General features: G+C 42.7%; 16 protein-coding genes. 6 read left to right on the forward strand and 10 right to left on the reverse strand.

What is annotated here, in order from left to right; all coding sequences use genetic code 11:
• Positions 1-2: 2 nt before the first annotated feature.
• Positions 3-845 carry a uroporphyrinogen-III C-methyltransferase gene (cobA, locus tag C2869_RS18775; protein ID WP_108604388.1) on the reverse strand — a complete coding sequence of 281 codons (843 nt, stop codon included), beginning with the start codon at positions 843-845 and terminating at the stop codon, positions 3-5.
• A gap of 635 nt (positions 846-1,480) precedes the next feature.
• Between cobA and C2869_RS18780 the strand changes: the two genes are divergently transcribed.
• The 5 genes from C2869_RS18780 (at position 1,481) to C2869_RS18800 (ending at position 10,207) form a co-directional block, all read left to right on the forward strand.
• Positions 1,481-3,691: a molybdopterin oxidoreductase family protein gene (locus tag C2869_RS18780; protein ID WP_108604389.1), complete on the forward strand. Its 2,211-nt coding sequence runs from the start codon at positions 1,481-1,483 to the stop codon at positions 3,689-3,691.
• 18 nt (positions 3,692-3,709) lie between these two features.
• Entirely contained in the window at positions 3,710-5,665 is a 1,956-nt protein-coding gene (locus tag C2869_RS18785) for a DmsC/YnfH family molybdoenzyme membrane anchor subunit (protein WP_199915594.1), read from the forward strand.
• Between the two features lie 204 nt (positions 5,666-5,869).
• Complete coding sequence (locus tag C2869_RS18790) at positions 5,870-6,358, forward strand: hypothetical protein (protein WP_108604390.1); 489 nt, start codon at positions 5,870-5,872, stop codon at positions 6,356-6,358.
• Between the two features lie 118 nt (positions 6,359-6,476).
• A complete protein-coding gene (apbC, locus tag C2869_RS18795; RefSeq protein ID WP_159084236.1) occupies positions 6,477-7,550 on the forward strand; it encodes an iron-sulfur cluster carrier protein ApbC in 1,074 nt (357 codons plus the stop codon).
• A gap of 341 nt (positions 7,551-7,891) precedes the next feature.
• Entirely contained in the window at positions 7,892-10,207 is a 2,316-nt protein-coding gene (locus C2869_RS18800; RefSeq protein ID WP_199915595.1) for a sulfatase-like hydrolase/transferase, read from the forward strand.
• 138 nt (positions 10,208-10,345) lie between these two features.
• Here C2869_RS18800 and moaE read toward each other — a convergent pair whose 3' ends face one another.
• The 7 genes from moaE to C2869_RS18835 all read right to left on the reverse strand — a co-directional run bounded on the left by moaE (position 10,346) and on the right by C2869_RS18835 (position 21,178).
• Positions 10,346-10,789 (reverse strand): molybdopterin synthase catalytic subunit MoaE, encoded by a 444-nt coding sequence (gene moaE, locus C2869_RS18805; RefSeq protein ID WP_108604393.1) that lies wholly within the window; start codon positions 10,787-10,789, stop codon positions 10,346-10,348.
• Between the two features lie 6 nt (positions 10,790-10,795).
• Complete coding sequence (gene moaD / locus C2869_RS18810) at positions 10,796-11,044, reverse strand: molybdopterin synthase sulfur carrier subunit (RefSeq protein WP_108604394.1); 249 nt, start codon at positions 11,042-11,044, stop codon at positions 10,796-10,798.
• A gap of 22 nt (positions 11,045-11,066) precedes the next feature.
• Positions 11,067-11,543 carry a cyclic pyranopterin monophosphate synthase MoaC gene (gene moaC / locus C2869_RS18815; protein ID WP_108604395.1) on the reverse strand — a complete coding sequence of 159 codons (477 nt, stop codon included), beginning with the start codon at positions 11,541-11,543 and terminating at the stop codon, positions 11,067-11,069.
• A 20-nt stretch (positions 11,544-11,563) separates the two neighbouring features.
• Complete coding sequence (moaB, locus tag C2869_RS18820) at positions 11,564-12,106, reverse strand: molybdenum cofactor biosynthesis protein B (protein ID WP_108604396.1); 543 nt, start codon at positions 12,104-12,106, stop codon at positions 11,564-11,566.
• A 17-nt stretch (positions 12,107-12,123) separates the two neighbouring features.
• Positions 12,124-12,708: a molybdenum cofactor guanylyltransferase gene (gene mobA, locus C2869_RS18825; RefSeq protein WP_108604397.1), complete on the reverse strand. Its 585-nt coding sequence runs from the start codon at positions 12,706-12,708 to the stop codon at positions 12,124-12,126.
• A 14-nt stretch (positions 12,709-12,722) separates the two neighbouring features.
• Positions 12,723-13,982, reverse strand: a complete 1,260-nt coding sequence (gene moeA, locus C2869_RS18830) for a molybdopterin molybdotransferase MoeA (protein ID WP_108604398.1) — start codon at positions 13,980-13,982, stop codon at positions 12,723-12,725.
• A 320-nt stretch (positions 13,983-14,302) separates the two neighbouring features.
• Complete coding sequence (locus C2869_RS18835) at positions 14,303-21,178, reverse strand: glycoside hydrolase family 30 protein (RefSeq protein WP_108604399.1); 6,876 nt, start codon at positions 21,176-21,178, stop codon at positions 14,303-14,305.
• A 266-nt stretch (positions 21,179-21,444) separates the two neighbouring features.
• On the opposite strand from C2869_RS18835, the gene C2869_RS18840 reads away from it, so the two are divergent.
• Positions 21,445-21,747 (forward strand): outer membrane protein assembly factor BamD, encoded by a 303-nt coding sequence (locus C2869_RS18840; protein ID WP_108604400.1) that lies wholly within the window; start codon positions 21,445-21,447, stop codon positions 21,745-21,747.
• 129 nt (positions 21,748-21,876) lie between these two features.
• Here the strand turns inward: C2869_RS18840 and C2869_RS18845 are convergent, their stop codons facing one another.
• On the reverse strand, positions 21,877-22,803 hold the full coding sequence (locus C2869_RS18845; protein ID WP_108604401.1) for an AEC family transporter: 927 nt from the start codon (positions 22,801-22,803) through the stop codon (positions 21,877-21,879).
• A 264-nt stretch (positions 22,804-23,067) separates the two neighbouring features.
• Positions 23,068-26,415 carry a TonB-dependent receptor gene (locus C2869_RS18850; protein ID WP_108604402.1) on the reverse strand — a complete coding sequence of 1,116 codons (3,348 nt, stop codon included), beginning with the start codon at positions 26,413-26,415 and terminating at the stop codon, positions 23,068-23,070.
• Between the last annotated feature and the right edge of the window lie 36 nt (positions 26,416-26,451).

Consider the following 26,451-nt stretch of genomic DNA (forward strand, 5'->3'; position numbering starts at 1 on the left):
CGCTAGGCTGACAACTGCATATCGGCTGAAGCTTCAAATTCGAATGCCGATGATGTTGAATTATTAAACGTAGTTCCAAACCAGTGCATAGGCTCGGCTAAAGAAACCACATGTCCCACCACTACAAGTGAAGGAGACTGTAATTTGTTTTCTAAAGCTGTGTCACTGAGTTTAGCGAGGGTTGTTGTAAATGTACGCTGACTCTGTTGGCATCCACGCTCGATTAAAGCAGCGGGGGTGTCAGGAGATAAGCCATTTTGAGTCAACTGGCCAGTAATCATTGGCAATTTACTCAAACCCATATAAAAAACCAGAGTATGATCTAAATGAGCCAGTGCTGCCCAATCTAGATCAAGACTTTTCTCACCATGGGCTGTAACAAAGGTACAACCTTGTGAAATTCCGCGATGAGTAACAGGAATACCTGAATAAGCAGCAGCTCCGATACCCGCCGTAATGCCCGGTACAATTTCAACTTCAATACCGGCTTGTTTAAGCGCTAGCATTTCTTCGCCGCCACGCCCAAAGACAAATGGATCGCCGCCTTTTAAACGACAAATACTGTAGCCTTGCTGAGCGCGATCGATAAGTAAGTTGTTGATTTCGTCTTGGGTAAGATAATGCTGCCCTTTAGCTTTACCTACATATAAAGCTAAAGCACTGCTTGGAAATAATGCTCGAATATCAGCACTTACCAAATTGTCGTATACAATAATATCGGCAGATTGAATGGACTTAAGTGCTTTGACCGTTAGAAGATCAGCGTCACCTGGTCCTGCCCCGACCAATGACACAGCCCCATAAGCTGAAGTAGATGATTTATCTAGCTTAATGGTAGTTGACATGTTGCTATACTCTCCTAACGTTTACTTCATCGTAACTAAATCGGTATTTAAACGTCGTTGCATTAAATACTCGGCAAGATAAAAGCAAACATAGTGCCAACATGAAAAAATAAACTTAAAATTATTTAAATCCCTTAAACGGTAAGGGTTTTTATGGTGATCCGACCTGCTAATACCAACGTACACCTTTGTTGGTGCACACTCGCAATGTGTGCAAATGCACACTTTTATGCAAATACATCCAAATTACGCACCTAATTAGTGCATCATCATGGTGCACCAAAATATTCTGTAAAAATCCGCACACTGTTAATACAACAAGGTAATATAATGTGTATGGCTCTTACCGCCGTCCTACTGGGCTTTTAGTGCGATACCAATATTATTGTTTACATTTATTGAACATTAGCTATCTATTGGAACACTTTTTGCTTAGACAGTATCTGGAAAAACTAGTTGAGATATCTACGCTCCCCCAACACACAATGTGTTCGTAGGTTTGACAAGCTTAAAGTAAGACAACGGCGTCTGCTCCTAATGAAGAAAATGTCTTCATTATATTCAGGTGTCCCAAATCTAATTTACATGCTGTCACCTGAAGTGGAGCTTAGATATAAGTGCTTAATGAGGCTCTTATGTTATTTGGTCGTAAAAAACGCAAACCTATCGTCATCCCGGATAAAAAAGTAAAAGAATGGAAATACACTACCTGTAATTACTGTTCTACCGGCTGTGCTATTGAAATCGGTCTATCTGAAGAAAACCGCATCGTGACAACTCGTGGTCACGCCGGTGCCGATGTTAACCGTGGTAAATTATGTATCAAAGGCTTGTTAGAGCACGAGCTTTTTGAATCACCAGGTCGCGGTACCAAGCCTCTATTACGTGATAAATATTTTGAAGAATTTAAACCTGTATCTTGGGATCAAGCGTTTGATAAAACCGCTGAAAAAATTAAAGAGATCCAAGGTAAATACGGGCGTGATTCATTTGCGATTGTTTCTACTGGTCAATTACTAACAGAAGAGTTTTACACTTTAGGTAAATTAGCCCGTGGTTGTATTGGTACTAATAACTACGACGGTAACACCACATTATGTATGGCATCTGCGGTAAGTGGTTATAAACGCTCATTCGGTGCTGATGGCCCTCCTGGTTGTTATGAAGATTTTGAACATACCCATTGTTTAATGGCGTTTGGTTCAAACTTGCCTGAGCAGCATCCAATTATTTACTGGCGTTTAAAAGAAGCATTAGAAAAACGTAAGTTCCCTTTAATTGTTGTTGACCCACGCGTCACCATGTTAGCCCAATTTGCTGATATTCATTTGCCTATCACTCCGGGTACTGACTGTGTACTTATCAACTCTATGTTGCACGTGATTATTAACGAAGGTTTGCAGGATAAAGACTATATTGCGGCGAATACCCAAGGTTTTGATGAAATCGAAAAGCTGCTAGCGACTGGTGAATATGCACCAGAAAAAGCCCAGCACGTTTGTGGTATTTCAGAAGACAAAATTCGTACCGTTGCACGCTTATATGCTAAAGCACCTGCTGCTATGAGTATTTGGACTATGGGTATTAACCAAAGTACCCATGGCTCTGACGGTGTAGTTAACATTAATAACCTTAACTTGATCACAGGTAATATCGGTAAGCCAGGCGGTACTAGCTTATCTATTACTGGCCAATGTAATGCAATGGGTACACGTGAGTGGTCTTCTTGTTCAGGCTTACCAGGCTATCGTTTATTAGAAAACGAAAATCACCGCCAAGAAATCGCGGATTACTGGGGGATTGATCCTGAGTTCTTCCCGAAAGCCCGTGGTCTAGCACAAACTGATATTTTCCCAGCGATTGAAACTGGTGAAATTAAAGGTTTATGGATAGTGGCAACTAACCCAATGACATCCATGCCAGATACACCGCGTATTCGTAAAGCATTGGAAAAACTTGAATGGTTAGTGGTACAGGATGTCTATGAAGACGTCGAAATGAACCAGTATTCGCACTGTTACTTCCCTGCCTCAGTATGGGCTGAAAAAGAAGGTTGTCACACCAATACTGAGCGTCGCGTTAACTTAATTCGTAACGTATTGCCTTCATATGCTGATTCAAAACCGGATTTCTGGATCTTCAATCAAATGGCTAAGCGCTTTGAAAATGGCCAAAAGATCACCTTCCCTGAAACACCTGAAGGTGCATTTGAAGAGATGAAACATTTGTCTAAAGGCGACAATGCCTACGGCAATGACAGAACCTTAAATATTTCAGGTATGACCTACGATAAAATTGAAGCCGCTCGTGGTATTCAATGGCCGTACCGTGAAGAAGATGACGGACTAAAAGGCGATCCGCGTTTATATACAGATGGCAAATTCCAAACGCCAACGCAAAGAGCCAATTTAATCCCGATTTATTTCTACGACAATAACGAGAAGCCGGATGAACAATATCCATTCTGGTTAAACTCGGGTCGTGTTGTTGAGCATTTCCATACCCGTACACGTACCGGTAAAATTGGTAACTGTAACAAGTTTAGCCCAACACCTTATATGGAAATGAACCCAGACGCCGCAGCCGAGCTTGGTATAGAACACCAAACTTATGTGCGCTTAGCGTCACGCCGTGGTGACTCAGTGGTTATGGTACAGTTAACCCATCGTGTACCACGTAACATGGTATTTATTCCATTCCACTTCCATGACTGTGTAAACCGTTTAACTCTAGGTCTGCTTGACCCGTATTCACGCCAGCCTGCGTTTAAACAATGTGCTTGTCGCATTGAGAAGGTTGACCAAGAAGAAGCTGCACGTCTAAACAAAGAACGTCGCGCATTCTAAGCAGGAGAGTAAATAGATATGAGCCATAAAGATACAAACGACGTTGTAAAACAATATAACCCTGCTGATATGACCGAAATGGGTAAAGAGCAGGAAGGCCGCAGTGACCATTGGGAAGTACGTACCCAAGAACGAGCTTACGCGTTTTTACCTGAATTAGAAATTCAAGAAAAAAACCGTTACGGCCAACCGATTGATTTAGTAGATTACACTGGACAGCCTGCCGGTCGCCCAATGTACATCAATGAGAATCCATCGGTAGGTTCTAACCCTAACCGTAACAAACAACACGGCTTCTTCTTTACTGCTGATAACTGTATCGGTTGTCATGCTTGTGAAGCCGCCTGTAGTGAAAAGAATGAAAACCCTCCTCACCTAGCCTTCCGCTCTGTTGGTTATGTTGAAGGGGGCAGTTATCCTGATTACAAGCGAATGAATATTTCTATGGCTTGTAACCACTGTGATAACCCTGTGTGTTTAAAAGGTTGTCCAACTCGCGCTTATACCAAGCATGTTGAGTACGGTGCAGTATTACAAGATCCACAAACCTGTTTTGGTTGTGGTTACTGTACTTGGGTTTGTCCTTACAATGCACCACAACTTGATCCAATTAAAGGTCAGGTATCTAAATGTAATATGTGTGTTGACCGTCTTGAAGTGGGTCTTAAACCTGCTTGTGTATCGGCTTGTGTGGGTAACGCATTAGACTTTGGTGTGGTTGAACAAACGCCACATAATCGTGAACAATGTAAGACTGATATTCCTGGTTTCCCAACCACAGATATCACTCATCCAAATATTCGATTCCAACAAACGCGTACCATGCCAGATGAAATGACACGTACGGATTCGATGCCGGTTAAATACCACAAAGACGAAAAAGGCAACTATAAACCTATGGTTGACCAAAAAGTCGGTAAAGCGAAATCGTGGAACTTTGGTAAGTTAAACTCACGTGAAAACCCACTTGTGCTTTTCACTTTATTTGCCCAAGCCGCATTTGGCTTATTCGCCACTATCTTCCTTGGTGCATTGTTAGGTGTTGAACCACTACAAGCCTTTGTCGCTTCAGATATGTGGGTAGCAACCGGAGCTTTAACCGCAGGCATGACAGGTTTTGCCTTATTAATGTCGGTGACTCACTTAGGTAAACCATTACGTTTCTATCGTGGTTTCAATAACTTACGCTACTCACCAATGAGCCGTGAAGGTTTTGGTTTGGCTATGTTTGCCGCCGGCGCTGGCTTAAACATGTTATTGTCATTGCCAACTAACCAAACATTTATCGAACTAACTGGCCTTAATTTACCTGACTTAACCTCTGCTGCGACTGGTGCAGGCTTGTTTGCAGTCGTTGCTGGTATTGGTGGTTTGTTCTATATGTTTAAGTGTTACCGCATTAAGGCACGTCCATTCTGGAACCACTGGCAAACGGGTACTTCATTTGCCGGTAATGCATTGTCAATTGGTGCACTCTTTGCGGGCGTTGTGGTTATCAGCACAGGTTTATTCGTTGGTGTTAGCCAAGAGATGATTGCCGTGGCAACTAGTTTCTTCTCTAGTGTTTTTGTAGCTGGCTTAATTTTAGAAGCGATTGGCTTAATTGGTCATCACAAAGATATGAACTCAGCTGAGCACGAAGGCGCAGCTTCACACTATGTGCAACAAACCACGTTTGGCAAAACCTATGTTTTACGTAACGTATTATTAGGTTTAAACATTGTTGCTAGCCTAGGTTTAATTATCGCGACTGCAGTGGGCTACGAAATCGCATTTGTATTGTTAATTTGGTTGGCATTAGGCGGCTTGCAGTTCTTTACTGCGGCTATTGGTCGTGCTTTGTTCTACATTCTTGTTATTCCAACGACTATGCCGGGTGCATTCTTCTGGAAAAACAAAGGCTTTGAACAACACGCTCGTGATATTGGCCTTGCTGATAATCCTGCGACAGGTGTTGCACCTGATTTGCATTAGTCGAAATGAATTCAACCCTAAATGTAGGGTCGATTTTACATCGACTAATCCATTTGTTAATTAAGATAAAAAGGTCGCTTATGCGGCCTTTTTAATACCCTTGTCCCTATTGATTTAACACTAATACCCCTGCAAAGCAGACGTGTACCTAGCGGGTGGTTCAGGTTAAAATACCCTTAATAGCTAAGGCTAAACGAGTTTTATATGAGTAAAGATAACAAAGCCGATCCTAATCGTATTGATGTAGAGATCATTGACCCAAGTCAAGAATCTGAACGCCCAGTCAATCAACCGATAGATGGTGAAGCACCAACAGAGATCGATGCTGACTTAGTCGGTATGCTAGAAAAAACGGTATTGGTGGGTCTAACTTACTTTGACTTTAAACAGGAATTTATTCAACAAAGACAGATCAGCGGCACTGTGGTACGCGTTACCCCACAGGATGGTATCACCTTACGTTTTCCTGATGGCAAAACCGAATTTACTTTACCGTCTGATTTATCCTGTTGGTTTAAAGCACCTGAAGGCCGTTACTTTGACCAAGAGTCGAATATTGAGATCACGAATCCCGATTTTCTAATCACTTGGGATGTTCACCAAGTACAAGATAAATCCAAACCCGACGGTCAGCATGAATGGTGGGAATGGAAACCTCGTACAGTTCCACCTGCGGTTGGACAAAAGAATTAATAATTGGCTATGGGAATTTATTCGCACAGCCAACATTAGCAGCGCTTAGCATAACTAGTCACTGCAAACTTGAGTAATACCTAACCATTTGCTCGCATTGGACAAACAAAGTTTAAATATGTTCTCTAAGTTATTTCGACCGAAAAAAGCCTCATACGCCTTACAAACCAAAGTTGAAAAGGCACTAGCTAAATACACCTCTAATCTTTTTCCTGTTGGGTTAGCTAAAGTCGTTAGCAACTTACATATTAAACAACAAGACAACGGCTTAAAGCTGAGTGGCGATATGCCCTTCCCTTTTGCCAGTGAAGCCGAAGCAATAGTTCAACATTTAACCACAAAACTAGAATGCGCGATCGAGCTCAATTTCATCTGCCAAATTGAGCCCATTTTTCAGCATGAAGTGGCTGGAGTTAAAAATATTATTGCGGTTAATTCTGGTAAAGGTGGTGTTGGTAAATCAACAACAACCGTAAATCTGGCATACGCACTAAAGGCCTTAGGTTTAAAAGTCGGTGTTCTCGATGCTGATGTACATGGTCCTTCAATGCCAACCATGCTCGGCCTTGACGGCCAACACCCTATGTCACCAGATGGAAAACACCTACTACCCATTGAGAAAAATGGCATTGCTGTTATGTCCTCTGGTTTTTTGGCGGATGATGATGGCACACGCATTTGGAAAGGTTCAATTTCAAGTAACGCCTTTGAGCAAATGTTTAAAGAAACCATTTGGGGTGACCTAGATGTGTTGCTAATTGATATGCCGCCAGGCACCGGCGACATTCAACTGACTTTAGTGCAACGAATACCGGCCGTCACCTCAGTAATTGTCACCACCCCACAAGATGTGGCTCTACTGGATGTGCAAAAAGGCTTAAATATGTTTAAGCGTTTAAACCTACCTGTACTCGGTATGATTGAAAATATGAGTTACCACGTTTGCCCCAATTGCCAAAACCAAGCGCATATATTCGGCGACTGTGGTGGCGAAGCCTATGCTAAGCAAGTCGATTTACCTTTATTAGGTAAGCTCCCTTTACATATCGACGTTCGGCAAGCGGCAGATAAAGGCCAATCGATCCAAGATAGTGCCCCAGACAGTCAGCTTGCGATCGCCTACCGGCAACTGGCTGAACAAGTCTGTGCGCAACAATATTATCAATTTGATAGCCGCGCACCTAAATCTTAACCTTACATAATTTTTACGATTGCCTATGTGTATAGTCAAAGCGATCAGGTTTTAGGGGAAGCCGTCAAGCTTCGAGATCCCATGAGCATATGCTCTATTATGTGATTGGGGCGAGTAAGCGCTGACAATGAACCATAAAGCCTGAGCGAGAAGACTATAAATGGGCCTTTTACACTACATTTACTCTAGCTTTAAATTCTCTCCTTATTATCTGCACATTTAAAAAATAAAAATATACATATTGGCTGCAACCCTTTATTGGGTTTCTACGACTAGGTTAATAACGGCTATATTTACATCACTAGCTTGTTACTACACCTCAACATAAAAAGAGAATGATTATGCGTATCCTGCTTTCTGCATTTCTATGTTTATTCCTGCTAACTGCTTGCGGTGGCGGCGGTTCCTCAACCAGCAATAACGACAATACTCAACAAGAAGACAATAGCGGCGATGGTTCTGGTAACGGCTCAGGTGATAGCGGCAGTGGTGATAGCGGCAGCGGCGGAACGGATAACGGCGGAAGCGAGAATGGTGGCACAAACGAAGTGCAACCTAGTCAGCCTAATATCTTAGTGATTATTAGTGATGACCAAGGTAAAGATGCCTCAGCCGAATACCCCAATTACACTAGCGATGCACCCAATACACCTAATTTAAGTCAATTAGCTAGCCAAGGTATAATCTTTGAAAATGCTTGGGCCTCACCCGCTTGCGCCCCGACTCGAGCCGCCTTACTAACTGGCTTATATGCAGTAAACAACGGTGTGCCAGGTGTACCTGGTAATTTAGATGAAAACCTAGCCACAGTCGCATCCATGCTAAAAAGCCATTCGGTTAGCCAAGACTATCAAACAGGCTTCTTTGGAAAATGGCATTTATCTGGTGGTGGCAATGATATGAGCAGAGTCAATCGCATGGGTTTTGACCATGTCGCAGCGATGGCCGGCAATGTTGGTGATTATTACAACTGGCAACTGTACACAAACGGTGTCGAAACCACGTCAACCCAATACAATACCAGTCATTTAGTCGACTTAACACTAAACTGGCTTACCACTTTAGATAACAGCAAACCATGGTTAACTTGGCTGGCATTTGCGGCTCCACATTCACCGTTTCATTTACCGCCCAATGATTTACATGATCGCGATTTATCGGGCACATCAACTGATATAGATACTAATAAACGAGCTTATTATCTTGCCGCTATCGAAGCCATGGATAAAGAAATCGGCCGTTTACTCGCTGGTCTCTCGCAAGCTGAATTAGATAACACTGTCATTATTTATATTGGTGATAACGGTAGCCCGAAAGCCGTGATGGACACGACATTTTTCCGTAAACCACAATCTAAAGGTACGTTGTATGAAGGCGGTGTAGCTGTGCCTATGTTTATTTCTGGAGTTGATGTGACACGACAAGGAACAAGAGAAAACGCTTTGATCAACAGCACAGATATTTACGCCACTGTCGCAGATTTAGCAGGAATACCGGACTCAGTAAGCAATTCAACAACCTCTGACAGCTTTAGCTTTTACGAGTTATTGTCAGATAGTAATGCAGCCAACAGGCAAATTCTTTACACCGAAATTAATAACGATGGCGTGCATGGTAGTGCGATCCGCAATAGCCAATATAAGTTAATTGTTATGCAAGATGGCAGTGAGGAGTTTTTTGATTTAATTAGCGAACCACAAGAGCTGACAAACTTACTAAACGAGAGCAGCTTTGCCAGCAGTTCAGCATATAACACATATTTGTCACTAAAAAATCAATTAGCGGTCATTAAAAAAGAACAAGCAAATACAGCAACTGATATTACAGACGCCATTTTTACCAAGCGTATGGCTGGCTGTGCTGAGTATGTCAATACTTACACGTCAAATGTGCAGGATGTCAGAAACAGTACAAACTATAACGGCGATTTAAATATTACGGTTAGCAATGGCAAATGTATTTTTAATACCAATGCTATTCCCAATCACGATTTTAACGATGGCAGCCAAAGCTTCCCAAATCAAGTGAGTGAACAAAACGATACATTTGAAGTGACTACTCAACCCGCTTTTGCCGGCAGTACTACCGCACTGACGCTAAATTATGACAATGCAATTTTACTCAATGGCGTTAAAGTTGACTTACTAGCCGCGGGTTGTTTCGGCATAGGCAATGGTAAAATTGGTTGCAACGATGTCAATCAACCATGGCGCTACGACCCTATGTTTGCGGCCAATGGCTTTAATGTTGACTCACATCATGCGCATACTCAGCCTGATGGCACCTATCATTACCACGGAACACCAAATGCGTTTTATGAGCAAGATAAAGTCGTAGTTTCACCTGTTGTCGGCTTCGCGGCAGACGGCTTCCCTATATATGGACCATACTTTGACGATAATGGCACAGTGCGTAAAGCAACATCAAGTTATCAGCTTAAAGCAGGTAATCGTCCGTCTGGCAGTGGCGAACCGGGCGGCACCTATGATGGCGCTTTTCGAGACGATTGGCAGTATGTTAATGGCGCAGGGGATTTAGACGAATGTAACGGTATGACAATTAACGGCCAGTATGGCTATTATATTACCGATACCTTCCCTTATATTCTGGCGTGCTTTAAAGGCACAGTAGACGAGTCGTTTAATAAACGTAATTAATATTTGTGGGCGAATTTATGCCAATGTCGTTAACTGAATGGCATTGGCGTTTATGCTTGCAACCCCTGCAAATTAAACCCAAGGCGAGCATTTATGCTTGCAGAGCCTGCAAGCCAAACCTAACCCAAAAGAGCAACACTACCAACGCTTGGCGCCGTCTTCATCCTTTTGATTGGCTTCAACCCAGCGTTGGCCTTTATCTGTGGTTTCTTTTTTCCAAAATGGCGCTTTGGTTTTTAAAATATCCATTAAAAATTGCGCAGCGGCAAATGAAGCTTCGCGGTGCTTACTGCTAACCGCAACAAATACAATTTGATCATTAATGGCTAATTTACCAACTCGGTGAATTAAACGCACTCGCTCAATCGGCCAACGCGCTTTGGCTTGCTCAACAATCTCATGTAACACTTTTTCTGTCATGGCCGGATAATGTTCTAACTCCAAACCTTGTACAGTATTGTCTTGATTAAAATCGCGCACCAAACCAACAAAGAAAACCACAGCACCAGCACTGGTGTTACCAGCAATTAGCTCAGCATATTCTTGGCCAACATCAAAATCGGCCGTTTGCACTTTGATCATCTATTGCTAACCGCCTGTCACGGGTGGAAAAAACGCCACCTCATCACCATCATTTAACTCGGTTTCATCCTGACTCATGGCTTGGTTAACCGCACTTAGCACTTTACCGCTAGCAAATGCCGTTTGCCAAGCATCCCCCTTGGTCATTAACAAGGCTTTTAATTGCCCTAGGGTACGACAATTCTCATTTGATACTTCTAAACCAGGGCAATCTAAAGTCTCACGCAATTGCGCAAAAAATAGCACTCGGATCATGATCTTTTCCTTTAACCTATCGTTAGTTAGCTTGCCAACTACCCGTTTTACCGCCTTCTTTGGTCAGCACACGTGTACCCGTGATCACCATAGCGGGATCTACCGCCTTACACATATCAAACAAGGTTAACGCCGCCACAGAAGCTGCCGTTAAAGCTTCCATCTCAACCCCAGTTTGCCCTGTTAATTTACAAGTACTGACAATACGAATTCGATTTTTATCGGTTTCTACTTCAAATTCCACTTGAACCTTACTCAACATGAGAGGATGACACAGTGGAATTAAATTCGAGGTTTGTTTAGCTGCTTGAATACCCGCAATACGAGCGGTAGCGAAGACATCGCCTTTATGATGACCGCCCGAGACTATCAACTCTAGCGTTTCTGGGGTCATTTCAATGTAACTTTCCGCACTGGCGATACGTTTAGTTTGCGCCTTGTCGGACACATCCACCATATTCGCTTCGCCACTTTGATTAACATGAGAAAATTCGTTCATCGTCTTGCTATTACTCATTGTTAACCACGACTCTCACATTGTTCGGTCTCAACTTTTTTAAGTTGAGCAACAAAATTACATGGGCGATGACGTGCATCTAATTGCTCTTGAATAATACCTTGCCATGCCGTTTTACAAGCATTGGTAGAACCCGGCATACAAAAGATAACCACGCCATTAGCTAAACCAGCAATCGCCCGTGATTGAATGGTCGAGGTACCAATATCTTGCTGCGAGATCTGCCTAAACAATTCGCCATAACCATCTATGGTTTTATCAAACAAAGGAGCAACGGCCTCAGGTGTCGAATCACGACCAGAGAAGCCAGTACCACCGGTAACTAATATTACTTGCACATTAGACGAAGCCACCCAATTAGAAATGGCGGCACGCATTTGATAGACATCATCAATCACAATTTTCTTATCCGCTAAATTGTGGCCCGTCTCATTTAATGCCTCAACTAAATAATGTCCCGACGTATCGGTTTCTTCATTTCGGGTATCAGATACGGTTAATACCGCAATATTTAATGGTACAAATTGTTTTTCAGGTTTGCTCATAGTCGTTTTAATCTTGTTTATATTCGCCCAACAGCGTATTGCCATTGTTCTGGCGTATTGGTACTAATTAATTTTTCAGGGTATTCGGTGGTAATGGGCTTGGCTTGAATATGTTTTAAAAATGCGCGAACTGAGTTATTGGTTTGCGATGCAAAAACCTGAGCTAAATAATTCATGTACTCAGGTTTATTATGAATAGCCAAGGGCAACATCTGCTCTTGAAAATACACCGGCATTTGAAATTTCTGCTCAGCCAGCACTAACTCGTGGAACATATCGACATTCAGTAATGGCATATCCACCGGCACAAACACTATGGTTTCCCCAGTTTCACAGGCTTTTAATCCCGCATGAATGCCAGCCAAAGGCCCTTGCATTTTGTATTCGTCTTGCACAAAGCCAGGTTTGTTACGATTAACGATAATATTATCTGCCCCAGATTGGCGGGCAATAGACGTCATTAACTCTAGTAAGCTTTGGCTGGGTTCACCATGGCGTCTGGGTAATTTCAATTCCGCTTTGTCTTGTTGCATTCGGCGTGATTGACCGCCGGCTAATATAACTACGGAAAATTTTACCGACATAGGTGAATAAACTGCCATAACTGTCTACCTCTTTAACTAATGAATTGGTCAAACGGTAGAATTTCAACCTGCTCACCTGCAACAACATTGCCTTGTTGTTGAGCAAGTAATATATAACAGTTGGCTTGGCAAATAGAGGTTAATATCCCAGAACCTTGTGCTCCGGTTGAAAGCACCACAAGCTCACCCGTATCACTGACAGAATAAACTGCACGTTGAAAATCCATCCGTCCCGGTCGCTTCTTAAGTGTAGATTGCGATTTAGCAGTCAGAGTAATTTTTTGCTGTTTTTTTGCACCCATCAAGGTTTGTAAGGCAGGGACCACTAACTGATGACAAGTTACAAATGAAGAAACAGGGTTGCCAGGTAATCCAAAGAACAGAATATCTTTGTTTTGTGCTATTGATGGAATTTTACCAAACGCAAAAGGTTTACCCGGTTTAATGGCCAGTTTCCAGAAATTAACGTTGCCAATTTCATCGAGCACATCTTTAGTAAAATCCGCTTCACCAACAGATACACCGCCGCTGGTGATCAGCGCATCCACTTCGTCGGCAGCCGTTAGCAATGTATTGCGCAATATCTCAATATCATCAACTAAACAGCCATAATCGATGACATCAACATTAAGGCGTTTTAACAACGCCACCAAAAAGAAACGATTGCTATCGTAGATTTGCCCAGCGGCCAAAGGTTGACCAACCGGAACTAATTCATCACCCGTTGAAAACACGCCGACTTTGATCGGTTGTTTTATCTCAACCTCGGCAACTCCCAGTGAAGCCAACAAGCCTAAATGCGCTGGTTTTAAACGTTCACCGGCCTGCAAAACGACTGCACCTTGTTTTATATCTTCACCGGCATAACGTACATTTGCGCCCATTTTAGGCACGGCATCCAATTTAATATGCTCATCGTCGACAACCGTGACATTTTCCTGCATTTGTACAGTATCGGCTCCGGCTGGCATGGGGGCGCCTGTCATTATACGTACGCATTCACCTGGCTTTAGCTCACCAGTAAAAGACTCTCCGGCGTAAACTCGACCGACGCGAGTCAAAGTAGAGAATGAAGCTAAATCTTGAGCAGGAAAGGCATAGCCATCCATAGCGGAATTGTCAAAAACCGGCACATTAATGGGTGATACAACATCCGCTGCTAGTATGCAGTCTAAAGCGTCTGCTAACGGGACTAGAGTTGAACCTTGCTTTTCAACAATCGACTCTAACATTTGAGTCATGGCTTGCTCGACCGGCATTAAGCCCGGCGCATCACAACATGTTACTGCCATTTATTTCCTACCTATCGACGATGACGGATTTACCTACGCTGATAAACCCATGAAAACAGTGATGTTTTTAGCTAAATTCAGCGTATTTATTAAGGTTAACTTTACCATAAACCTTAACTGCTAGTTGTGCGTTTACGCTATATGTATTAACTATAAAGCAGTATAGATACAAAACCATGAGCTAGAACAAAGAAAGGGTTGGCGAGACTGTAGTGTTCTTGTTCAAGGTTACTTACTCAGGGCTTCCTGCCAATGTTATTTAGCACAGATGACACATATTATTGTACAGAGCGCCCTGATTATTAGGATTAACTCGCGCGCTAGTCTGTTTCTGGTGGCGGATACGCAGTGTTATTTCTAAAGAAACTGATATCCAACAAGCCAGGATGCGATGCTAGCCCCATCAACTGATTGATCACACCATGCATCTCAACTTTAGTCATGGCAATGGCGGGTTGTAACTGGCTAAAGCGCCAAGGAATGCTCTCCATTGTCGTTTGATTATTCACCAAAGCGAGATTGTTGTCTTGCCATTGTAAGAAGTCTTCCAGTTGTGTGATATCTGTGATCACAAAACCGGCAATCGTCGGCGCATGGGCATAATTACCTGGGTGGTCCACCAAGCTATCCCTAAAGGGATCACTTGTTGCTTGGCTATTTTCACCAAAGCCAAAGCCCCACACATAACTGTCTTCAGCAAAATTATTGAGCCAGTAGTCTTTTTCCGCTGCCGCGTGTTCACGCATTAAGGTACGATAATTCGCTGACGAAATAGCCTCTTGAATTAAATAAAAATTATGTTGATGTACAGTTGCCGATACCGGTACTGCACTTTCATTGGCGGGCACAAAGTGACCATCAGACACATAACGTGAGAACACTTCACCCGATAAATAGTGATTGTCCCACAGATCCAGCGCCGCACGTTCACCTTGATTTTTTGCTAGCCAAACAATAAGCATTTGCTCACCGTAAGGTAACTGGCTGGTTAACACTGTGCCTTCGGCACTTTGGGTTAACCCCACTTCACCTGTGTCGGCGTCGACAATGGCATCGGTCCAATCAACGCTCGTCAGCAAGGTATCAACCCCTTCGCGAATCCCCTCTGTGGGAATGGTATTACGCAAAATAATTGCCCCCGCCAATAGCTGCGCGGTTTCAACAACCGAGTAATCACTGTTTTGCGCATTGCTTCCGTCGCTTGTCATTCTGGCGCGGAACATACCATTGCTATTTCTATCTGGCGTAAATCCATCCACTTGGCCATTAATCGCATTTAACGCCAGCAAACCTTGCGTCGCAGCTGTAGTTGACCATTCCATACGATGCGCTATGGCTAACGCAACTAAGCCAAAGCCGGTAGCACCACTGGAAATATCGGCATTTTGTAAGGTTGTAACATTATAATGCTGACGGAACATACCCGTACTGGCAATGCGCATTTCTTGTATCAGATCATAAGTTCGGCTCGCCAACTCACTAGCCTGTGATACTTGTTGTGCATTAGCAATTGGCTCATTGTCTGACGCCCATTTAAACGTTGCGACCGAGTAAGCTGGCAAGCTGTAGTTATAAAATTGTCCACTCCAATTCACATCAAATGATAATTCGGCATTACTGCGATTCACCGCCACCAATACAATTGAGTTATCGCTATTTTTGAAAGCCACGGTTTCAATTTGCCCAGACTCCGTCGCCGAATCAATCCGCACCGCTCCCGGTTTAACAAACTGGCTAAAATGCCCCAAGGCATAGTATTCGGCGTTAAATAGCATTTGCCCGCTATTATCTATCGTCACTACGCTGCGGCAATCACTGCACCCCCCTTGATTAGGCCCATTGTTTTCATCCAACGCCAATGAAGCGTAATAAATAGCGTGTACCGACTGACGTAGTGAACCAATAAACATATCACCAACATCTTGCGCTAAAATTTGGCCAAAACTGCGATTATCGACACGATTGCTACACTCGGTTAAAAAGCGCAATTTGTCGGCAGGCATTCCCAAAGCAAATGCTTGACTATAGTCGGCAAAGCCGTCATCCGCTTGATAACATTGCCAAGCGACCCCTTTAACAAATCGGTCGTAGTTTTCATTATTCAACAAACTATTAGCTAGGGTGCCAATATCTGAGGTATTTTGCGTATTGTTATCCGTCCAGTTACCATCCCAAACTAAATAGCCAGGGTTAAATCCAGAGCGACGTAACGCTTCCTCCAAATGGTCATCCATAAAACTCACATAGTCTGAGGTGTCCCAATGCATAGACGGAAAGTTAAGTGTAATACCCGGCACAGTATCTTGATGGGGCTGGTTTTGCATACTTAAGTAATCAAACTCAATATTTAAACCTCGATAAGCTTGGAAAAACTTAAGAAAATAATTGGCATAGCTATCGTAAAAAGTCGGATTTAACTCACCGCCAAACAAAGTTTGGTTACTGGCCGTTTTCATCCAACCGGGTGCGCTCCAATTAGTGGCAATCAAATCGATTTCAGGATTTTGCAGCAGAGCACCTTGCAATGTCGGTAACATAAAATCTTCATCAGCACTGATACTGAAAAAATCGAGATCAGGATCAGTTAGCCCTGTGGGTCTGTCGTTGTAACTGTTGGCTACCCGCGACACGAACTCCGACATACCTGCCATTGGGTAGCGTAAGCCGCTAATACCAATACCTGAGTTAGGATTAAATAATTGACTCACAATAGCATCCGTATTGGCTGAACCATGAATGAGTGACGCGGCAGAATCGGTTAATGTCGCGCCAAAAGCATGAATGGCTTGATATTCATTAGCATCCGAAACATCAATTTGGATTGGCGCATTGCCCGAACCCACTTTCAGGGCTTGACTGGTTGTTTGGCTTAACAACAAACTTTGGTCGGCATTGGTTTGCCAAACGCTAACCGTATTGGTTAACGAGGCATTCACTTTGTGCGTATATTCAGTGCTAGTTTGTTGTAAGCCACGGCTATCATTCACCAAGGTAAAAGTAGAGATCCCTAAACTCGTACAATCCAGAGTAAATTCGCTTTGATTAGCCGTGCCTAAATTGGCAATTAGTGAATTATCACTGGCGAGCACGCGAATATTATGGCTATCGCCTTCCGTATCGGTTGGCACTAACACAGAATAGCGCAAAGCTGATTCACCCAAAGTACATTCAGACGATACGGTTTGCGCGGTTTGAATAGTGTCGGTATGAATTTCACCTAAGCTTTCGAAAACAGTGGTTTCAATTTGCCCATCGTTAACAAAAATTTGCAGCATTAGGTTATTACCGCCCTGCCCCGTGGTATTAATTGAGCTACAATTTTGGCTATCGAGATTAAGCGCGGTAAATGCATCTTCGTTATAGCGGTAATTAGCCGATAACGTCAGGCTGTCATTATCAGGATCGGTCCCAGTTAAACAAATACCAAATGTGTGATTATCACGAATTTGTTCACCAACTCGTTCAACATTAAATAGCTCACTACTGGCACTTGGCGCTGAATTTAGCGTATCGCTCACCACATGGCTGTAATATAACGATTCTGCGGTGATCCCTCTGGCCGTTGTTCGAATAGCAAAGTTAATCGCACTGGCGGTATCACAAGGTAAAGTAAAGTTTGACGCGGTAACTTGGCCTAAACTTGCCAAAATAGCACCGGTTGTTACATTGAATACATCAACACTATAGCTATCGCCTTCAGCATCGGCACCCACTGTTACTGCATATTGTCTAGCTGCATCTCCCGCTCGACAACTGCCACTAGCGCTCACTGCGACATTAATGGTGTCGCTATGTATTCGATAGCTTTCGGTATCATGGCTAGTTGCGGTGCCATCACTGGCAAAACCGTTTAGCAACAAGGTTTTATCACCTTGATTGGTTAAATCAATATTGCCACAACCGTTAGCAAGGGTTAGTTCTTGCTCCACTTCGTTATCGAACTGATAAAACACATTGGTCGCAAGCGTTGCGTCTTCAGCATCAGTTGCCGCTAAACACACCTCGATTATTTGATTATCACGTACATCGCCATTTAAGCGCTCTGGGTTGGTTAACGATAAATTGACACTAGGTGGCGTATTATTCTCGTTGCTAACAATATGCTGATAAGTCACTGAGCGACTCGTCAGCCCACGGCTAGCCACTTGCAAATAAAAATTTAAGGTTTGCGCCGAACTACAGGAACGAACAAAATTAGCGGCTGAAGCATTGCCAAAAGTCGAAATTACCGATCCCGTATCAGCGTTAATAATTGACAGGCTAGTATCGTCACCCTCTAAGTCTGGCGGTACTGAGATCGCGTAGCGCCGCGAAGCATCACCAATGCGACAAAATTGACTAGCCGAAGCGGCATACTGGATCGTATCGCGATGAATTTTAAACTCAGGGCTTTGGTTAACTGTTTCCGTGCCATCATTAACACTCACGTTTAGCACTAAATCGTTACCACCTTGCCCCGTGGTATTAATATCGGCACAACCACCACTTAACACCATATTAGTCGCGGATGTTTGTGAGCTAAATTGATAACTTGCCGTCGTCGTTAAATTATCGCCATCAGGATCTGTCTCTTCAATACACACAGAAATAGTTTGGTTATCACGCACTAAACCATCATAGCGCGCTGCATTTTCAATATTGATTACAACACTCGGCGGTGTATTGGGCTGATCCATAACCGCATGACGATACGTGCGAGAAAACGAACCTAAATTACGACTGCGATTAACAATGTAATAATCCGTATTGCCAACTAAGGTACAAGGTAGCGAAAAAGAAAATGGCGCTTGATTACCCATATCGGCAATCAGACTATTATCAGAGGCATTAAAGACGCTTAAGGCGATGGCGTCCCCTTCAATGTCACTAGTGACATCAACCATATAAGTGTGTGCACTGCCATTGGCAAAACAGCTGACCTCATCGGTAAAAGCCACTTGTATAGTATCTAAATAAATAACACCTAAATCACTGGAAAGTGAATTGCTCACTTCACCATCACTCACCTCTGCGTATAAAGCTAAACCCTGATTACCACGATTAAGCGTACTTATTTGCCCACAATAATTGTCATCTAAAGACAAAGCCACTGGCGCATCATTAGCAAAACTGTATCTGGCATTGACGGTTACCGCTTGCTGTTCAGGATCGATAGCCGTGTAACACACTTGCAAGTTTTGCTGGTCACGATAACGGCCATTATACGTTTCTCCGCTAATATCAAGCGTTAAGCTCGGCGCTTGATTAACCGCTTGTGTCACAACGTGCTGATAATTAAGTGAGTTAACTTGTAAGCCGCGGCTATTATTGGCAACAATAAACTCTGTTGTACCTAAATTATTGCAAGGCAAACTGAAAGAACCGGTCGTCACCGCGCCTAAATTTTGGATCAAACTGAGATCGCTGGCGTTTAAAACTTTAAGACTATGCGGATCACCTTCTGTATCCGCTTGCACATTCACCTGATAGGTCACACTAACGCTACCTAACTGACAACTACCACTTTGCGCAACAGGGAACTGGATAGTATCGGCATGTACCACGCCTAAGTTACGCGTTTCATTAATGGTGGCAAAACCATCACTCGCCGTAGCATATAAAATTAAAGTTTGGCCACCACGACCATCCGTATCTACAGTTGCACAGTTATTGGTAAGATTGAGTGGGGTTTGGCCTGAATCTTGGCTAAATTGATAGCTTAATTGCCCTGTTACCACATCATTGTCGGCGTCGGATGTGTGTAAACAAACACTCAGTAATTGATTATCTCGATAAGCCGGCGGTTGCCCTAACACCGCCCCAGTTGGCACACTAATATCCACCTGTGGCAATTGGTTAGCTTGCGAGGTAACAGAATGCGAATACACCACGGAATCTGAGCTTAACCCACGGCTTAAGTTGCGCACCACATACTGAGTTTGGCCTATGTTGTCACAAGCAAAACTAATAGTGGCTGAGCGTTGCTGACCTAGCTCTCGTAACACTCGGCCATCGCTAACATCAATCACTTGTAACACAAAGGGGTCAAACTCGTTATCGGCATCAACCCTGACATTGACCGACTGCGCACTAGAGCCCACGACACAACGTGAGTTTTGTGCTTGCGCCTGCCTTATGGTGTCGCTGTATATCATGCCTAAATCAAGTTGTTGTTCAGTTGTGGTAACACCATCGCTTGACCGAGCAACCAGATTAAGACGCTGGCCACCCACATCTTGCAAAGTGATTTCAGCGCAATCAACAGTCAACGGCAACTGAGTTAAAGCCGCGCCATCCAGTTGATAAAACAACGAATTATTAAGGCTATCACCATCGCTATCAAAAGCATTAAAACAAGCTTGTAATGTTTGCTTGTCGCGGATTTGACCATTAAATCGAATAGCGGTTACAGGTTCAAAACTCACTACAGGCGCGTGATTGTCTACTTGAGTGGCAGCAAATGAAATAATTAAGCTGCCATTGGCATCCACTTGTTTTTCATGCTGGGCAACACTACTGGCTAAAACATCACGGCAACGCGCATTGATCCGCGTACCTTCTTTGACATCCGCCCGTTGCAAGGTAATTTGCGCACCGGGTTGTTGCACAAACCAAACTTGGCTATCCCTAAACACTTCGACTTCAACCGTGTCACCATTGGGATCGTCGCATTGTGGTAACGTCAGGTTAAACGTGGTGTTATCAGCAATGGATAATAATCTGTCGGCAGCAAAATCACCTAAGTTCTGCCCTAAATCCAGCTGATTAACTTGAACCTGAAAAATACTATTGGCTGTGGTGGTTTGTGTTCCGCCATTGTCCAGCAAACCCCGCACCCAAACTTCACCGGTCAGCGCTGATAAATTCAAGCTAAATGTGCGGTTGTTTGACGTTGCTAAGTTTTGCCAACTCGCACCGCGATTAACTGATAATTGACCGGTTACTGTCGCCCCTGTAGGGATCGTAGCACTAGCATTAATATCAAATTGCAGATCACAAACTGGTGAAAAAGCCCGAATATGATTGTTGGAAAATTGACACTCGCTCGGCAAACGACTGCCATTATCCGCTAAGGTTAGGCTAATACCGTCATTATTCCCGCCTGCTCCACCGCCACCAGAACCGCCATTATCACCGGAGCCAGAATCACTTCCACCTCCGCCACCACAAGCAGACAACAAAACCAAAAGGAAAACTAAACAACTGATTTTAAACACAAAATACCCCAACCCACCCAATTAGAGGTGTGGTAAAAAAACTGACTAAAAAACCGTAACGACAGGTAAAAAGCTCGTTTAGCTAATTAAAGATTAGTCAGATAAATGCCAATTATTTAAATATTAGTTTTGAACTATTCAATTAAGATGCCAGTTTGTTATAGTCTAAACTCCAATCAACTAAGTGGTTGAACTTAAAATGGCCCTAAAATTGAATACCACTCAATATTAGTGACGGCTAAAATTACCAATTTTAAGGACAAAAAATGAAACAAGTTATTCTAGCCATTGCCGCATTAATGTTAGTTGCATGTGCGGCCAATGGTGGGTTGGGCAATGCACAAAAGCTATTCAATAAAGGTGATTATCAAAGTGCTATTTTAAAAATTGATCGCATTTTGGATAAGTACGAATACCCAGAAGAAACCAAAGCGCAAATATACTTAATGAAAGCACAAAGCTATGAAAAGTTAGGCCAGATGGAAAATGCGCGCAGCGTGTATCGCTATATTGAGCAGAACTTTAAATCGAGCAGTGCTTATACTGCCGCTATTGAAAAGCTTATGTAAAAAGTCGAATAGCGCTAAGAGCGCCAAACATTAACGTCTTGGCGCGAGTACCTTTGCAATTTAATTTTGATGAGTTGAAACAAGGCTAGCTATTTTTGTAAGTTCGACGCTTGCGAGAAGACTATACAGTTAAATCCAGCCTAGCATGTTTAACATCACCAAACCCAAGGTAACAGTAATTGGGCTTAACGCGGTTGATAACGAGACAATTTCCGCGGCTAAGTTGCCATAAGGGCTTAGCTGCTTACTCATAACAAATGCCGCGGCTGCCGTGGGTGCTGACATCATCAAAAATAATACGCCAAGTGCCTGCCCTTCTATACCCACCCAATAGCCAATAATGACCACCATAGCAGGTAACACAACTAATTTTAAAGCACTGCCAACCATAGCCTCAAAGCGATTGGCTTTTAAGCTATGCCATTCCAAACTGGCACCGATACACAGTAAAGCTAACGGTAAGGTTAGGCGCGCAATATAGTCTAGTGATGACTCCATAACAGCAGGAACAGGTATTCGCATATAAGACCACAAACCACCTAAAACAATGGCGATAATCAGCGGATTTTTTAATAAATTGAATACAACACCACGGTACGAGTTACTTAGCAACATAACAGATACTATGTTGTAAATAATGGTGAGCACCGCCAAATATACAGCGGCCATACCTAAAACTTCGTCACCAAACGCGTTAACACATAAGGCTATACCTATAATTCCCATATTGCCGCGAAATGCACATTGGGTAAAAACACCACGCTTGGCTTTATCAATCAACATTGGGGCAAGTAGCCACACAAGAACCACACTGCCTAAGGTCGCTAATACACCATAACCCACGAGTTCAACATCTAAGCTTTGTTCAATGCTGCGCGTCGATACACTTAAAAACAATAAGCAAGGTAACGACACATTAAATACAAGCTTGCTACCGCTAGTCACAAACTGACTATCAATAATTTTTAAGCGTTTAAATAAAATACCAGCCAACAAAATAATCAGTACTGGCGCGGTTACGACTAAAGCGGCATTAAAGTGACTAAGTAAAGACAAAAAGATAAGTTCCGAACGGGTTATTAAGTTTAATTATAACCCTAAATCCACTAACCACCCAGCAAGCTTATTTATAGCGGCGATTATGTTCAGAAATAATAAAGGCTAAGCAAGATAGGCCAGTTGATCCTTGGCAAAAAACTAGATGCGTGTTTGAGTTATTGTATTTGCGTTCTTCTGATTGAGATAAAAACAAAAATCCGACGACCCACATAGGTCATCGGATAAACCATTTACCAAATTTAAGTTTATTAAACGTCAGCCTTAAAAGTTTGCACGAATACCTATACGATAAATAGAACCTGATACCCAGTTACGGATTGTGCGAGATTTATTTGCTTCGCCTTCCAACGCATTACCCTCAATCGCGAAAGCATCGTCACGCATATTAGTGTAATACTGACGATTTTCCTTGTTATTAAGATTGACCGCGTTAAACGTTAAAGTAAACGTGTCGTTTAACTTGTAAGTTGCAGATATATCTAATTGCCCGCCACCTTCGTTCCACAACGCGCCATCTTTAAACGAACGATTGGCCAAAGAGTCCGTTCGGTGGGTGTAGGCTAAACGAATGAGGTTGCCGTCTTTTTCCCAAAAAGTAGACAAGTTATAAACGTGCTTAGATACGTTTTCCATCGGTAACGCGGGTAATACGACCCCTAATGGTCCTACTTCTGAATCCATTAGCGAGTCAGAATAGGTGTAATTAAACGCCGTGCCTAAGCCACTCCACAAACCTGGTAAAAAGTCGTAATTCTGGTTGTAACCCAATTCTAATCCCGTGTTTTTACCACCAGCGCCATTTCGTACAACCGTCATATTTAACAAGTCACAATCGCCTTGGACTTGCAAGTCATTGGTTTGCCAAATGTGACGGCGGTTGATCATGCAATTAGTACCCGCAGCCCAAGAATCATCACGGCGTATTAGTCCATCGGCAGGTTTAGAAATCAAAATATCGTTAAAAGGATCAAGCTGAGACAACTCATCACCACTCAATCCGCGAACATCACGCCAATGCGCCCCAATAGTCGCATTTTCTGTAATATTACTCATATCTTTGCGGAATAACGCAAGGGTTAGCGCCCCACCGTCATTAAAGTACCATTCATATGATAAATCATAGTTAGTTGATTCCAATGGTTTTAAATATGGATTATCAATCCTACCGTTTGAGTTACCTGTACCAAATACGGCCTCATTAAATTTAGCGCTGGGTTTTAGGTTATCAATTGGCGGACGCGCCATGGTTTTAGAAGCCGCAAAACGAATCACTGATTCGTCATTCAAGGAATAATTAAGCGTCAAACTTGGTAACCAGTTTTTCTCAGTATTGGATGCTGTAGAACCAAATTGCTCAGGGTCTGTGGGCGTTGTATTGTCCAAATAACGATAACGATTGGCAGCCGTGCCGTTATATTGATCATCATAACAAGTTTGGCTAGCAATAGGCTCCATTGTTTTGCCATCAGCGCTGGGTTGCCCAGCTAAGTTGACATTCGGATTTCGTTGATCGGGGTTGCCATTTGGTAACGTTGCATTAGGATCTATCCAGCGTTGTGCCTCAGTACAGGCAGTTAAAGACGTATCTTGTGACAATAATATCAAGTCGTATGACGTTAAGTTACGGTTTTGGAAATTAACTGATGAATATCCTAATGACTCCACGCTTGACTCAACATATCGTATCCCTACGTTACCGGTTAATTGTTCATCAAGTAAGGCAAAATTGGTCTTAAAATACAGCGCTTTGTTTTCTAAACTTATTTGTCTATCATTGGAAAGATCAATTTCACCAACCACTTCATCGGTTTCAAATAGCTTAGCTAAAGCCGCTTGCGCATCTATAGTAGCCCAACCATCGGTAGTATTAGTTCGTGCGTATCCTAAGTCTTTTAAAAAACTATCGCCATAACCGGTTTCCCCACCATATACATCAATTAATCGAATAGACTCTATTAGCTGAGTACTAGTAGGAATATCCGTATTCGCTAACATCGCATTGTTCCAAAAGTAACCTTGGTTAAATACGTCTTTATCTCGAGTTTGATATTTTCCGCCAAATTCAAACTTAGTAATAGGCCCAAGATCTACGTCCCAATCAAAGTCTAGGTAAACCGATTTTTGTTTATCATACATCATGCGATCACGCGTATTCGCTTGTTGTAAGTGAATGGCGCGTAAATCATCTGGGTTGTAAGCGGTTTTAACAAGGTTATCTTCATTGGGTTCGTCTGGATGCCCCGTTTGTGGCACACCGTCAATATCAGGACCAAAATCAACGAAATCGGTTCCTGTTACTGAGTAACAAACACCCGATGTACAATCGTAACCCGTTGCTTGAACTTGATCTGACGGCAATGCTTCCAAAACTTCATTTGGCGAGTTTAAGAAGTTATTTGAGTTGAAGTTAGTAAAATAGTCGTCATCTGCCGTGGTTTTTGAATAACCCGTGCGTAAATCCATTTTAAACGTATCGGTAAAGTAATGACTAAACTCTAGGTTAAAAACCGTGTTTTTAGTCGTGATCCCCGACTCTGTACTAGTAGTGCGACCTCTAGCCATGCGATCAAGTTTTTTCACTATCATTTGACTTGCTGGATCAAACACAATCCATGGATTAGTAGCATCGGTTATTCTTGGAATATCAGCCTCTATGTAAGGGTTTTGGTCACCAATAGAAACAATACTGTCATCATCTTGTTCTCTATACTGATCGGAATAAGTTCCGGTCAACACTAATTCCGTATTATCGCTTATTGCCCATTGTATGGTTGATGTTAAGCCTGTTCTCTCCAAATTATTTGAAAACATTTTAAAACCATTTTGCGAATTCATTAGGCCCGTAACTTCTTCACCCATCGGTTGGCCAGTTTGCAGGTTAATGGCTTCTGGTACGGTATATTTCACAAATTCGTCGGTAAAAAACATATCACGACGCGTGCTTTGTGTTTCCTTAAAGCCTGTTACGTAAAAACCTAAGGTATCGTCCATGAATTTTTCTGAAAACGAACCAGAAAGCTTATAATCATAATCTTCGATGTAATCGTCGTACCGTCCTTGAACTTCAAGCACTCGTCTATTTTTATCAGAGTTAAGTGGCCTAAATGTTTTTAGCTCAACGTTAGCTCCCAAGCTACCTTCATCCTGATCCGCAGCCGAAGTTTTCATCACTTCAATTGAGCTTAAAATATCCGATGAGAATGCGCTTAAATCAACGGCTTGGTTTTCGGTATTACTGGTTAAAACAATACCATTTAATGAAATATTATTGAGATTTGGCCCTGCCCCACGAATACTGACAGTCGTTCCTTCTGTGGCTCCTGCGCCTTCACCACGTTGGATTGATACCCCTGTCACCCTTTGTAAAGCTTCACCTATGTCTTGGTCTGCTGATTTACCTATGTCCTCAGCAAAAATGGAATCCGTTACGGAATCAGCCGTTCGTTTATTATTTAGTGATTTAAGTAAACTGCCTTTAAAGCCCGTAATTTCTATTACTTCAACATCATCAGAAGCTTTTTGATCTTGCGCGTTGGCTAAACCAACCGTACCAAACAAGATGGAAATTACAGATAGCGATAGTTTGTTTAATTTGAAATTGTTGTACATATCCTTCGTCACCATTGTGTATATATGAATTATTAA

The sequence above is a fragment of the Saccharobesus litoralis genome, assembly GCF_003063625.1.
GTDB classification, from domain to species: domain Bacteria; phylum Pseudomonadota; class Gammaproteobacteria; order Enterobacterales; family Alteromonadaceae; genus Saccharobesus; species Saccharobesus litoralis.

What these genes read in the sequence shown, in the direction of transcription:
- moaE (WP_108604393.1), bottom strand. Translation starts at nt 10,789, where the DNA reads ATGATCAAAGTGCAAACGGCCGATTTTGATGTTGGCCAAGAATATGCT.
- mobA (WP_108604397.1), bottom strand. Translation starts at nt 12,708, where the DNA reads ATGGCAGTTTATTCACCTATGTCGGTAAAATTTTCCGTAGTTATATTA.
- moeA (WP_108604398.1), bottom strand. Translation starts at nt 13,982, where the DNA reads ATGGCAGTAACATGTTGTGATGCGCCGGGCTTAATGCCGGTCGAGCAA.
- C2869_RS18840 (WP_108604400.1), top strand. Translation starts at nt 21,445, where the DNA reads ATGAAACAAGTTATTCTAGCCATTGCCGCATTAATGTTAGTTGCATGT.
- moaC (WP_108604395.1), bottom strand. Translation starts at nt 11,543, where the DNA reads ATGAACGAATTTTCTCATGTTAATCAAAGTGGCGAAGCGAATATGGTG.
- apbC (WP_159084236.1), top strand. Translation starts at nt 6,477, where the DNA reads ATGTTCTCTAAGTTATTTCGACCGAAAAAAGCCTCATACGCCTTACAA.
- cobA (WP_108604388.1), bottom strand. Translation starts at nt 845, where the DNA reads ATGTCAACTACCATTAAGCTAGATAAATCATCTACTTCAGCTTATGGG.
- C2869_RS18800 (WP_199915595.1), top strand. Translation starts at nt 7,892, where the DNA reads ATGCGTATCCTGCTTTCTGCATTTCTATGTTTATTCCTGCTAACTGCT.
- C2869_RS18780 (WP_108604389.1), top strand. Translation starts at nt 1,481, where the DNA reads ATGTTATTTGGTCGTAAAAAACGCAAACCTATCGTCATCCCGGATAAA.
- moaD (WP_108604394.1), bottom strand. Translation starts at nt 11,044, where the DNA reads ATGATCCGAGTGCTATTTTTTGCGCAATTGCGTGAGACTTTAGATTGC.
- C2869_RS18790 (WP_108604390.1), top strand. Translation starts at nt 5,870, where the DNA reads ATGAGTAAAGATAACAAAGCCGATCCTAATCGTATTGATGTAGAGATC.
- C2869_RS18850 (WP_108604402.1), bottom strand. Translation starts at nt 26,415, where the DNA reads ATGTACAACAATTTCAAATTAAACAAACTATCGCTATCTGTAATTTCC.
- C2869_RS18785 (WP_199915594.1), top strand. Translation starts at nt 3,710, where the DNA reads ATGAGCCATAAAGATACAAACGACGTTGTAAAACAATATAACCCTGCT.
- moaB (WP_108604396.1), bottom strand. Translation starts at nt 12,106, where the DNA reads ATGAGCAAACCTGAAAAACAATTTGTACCATTAAATATTGCGGTATTA.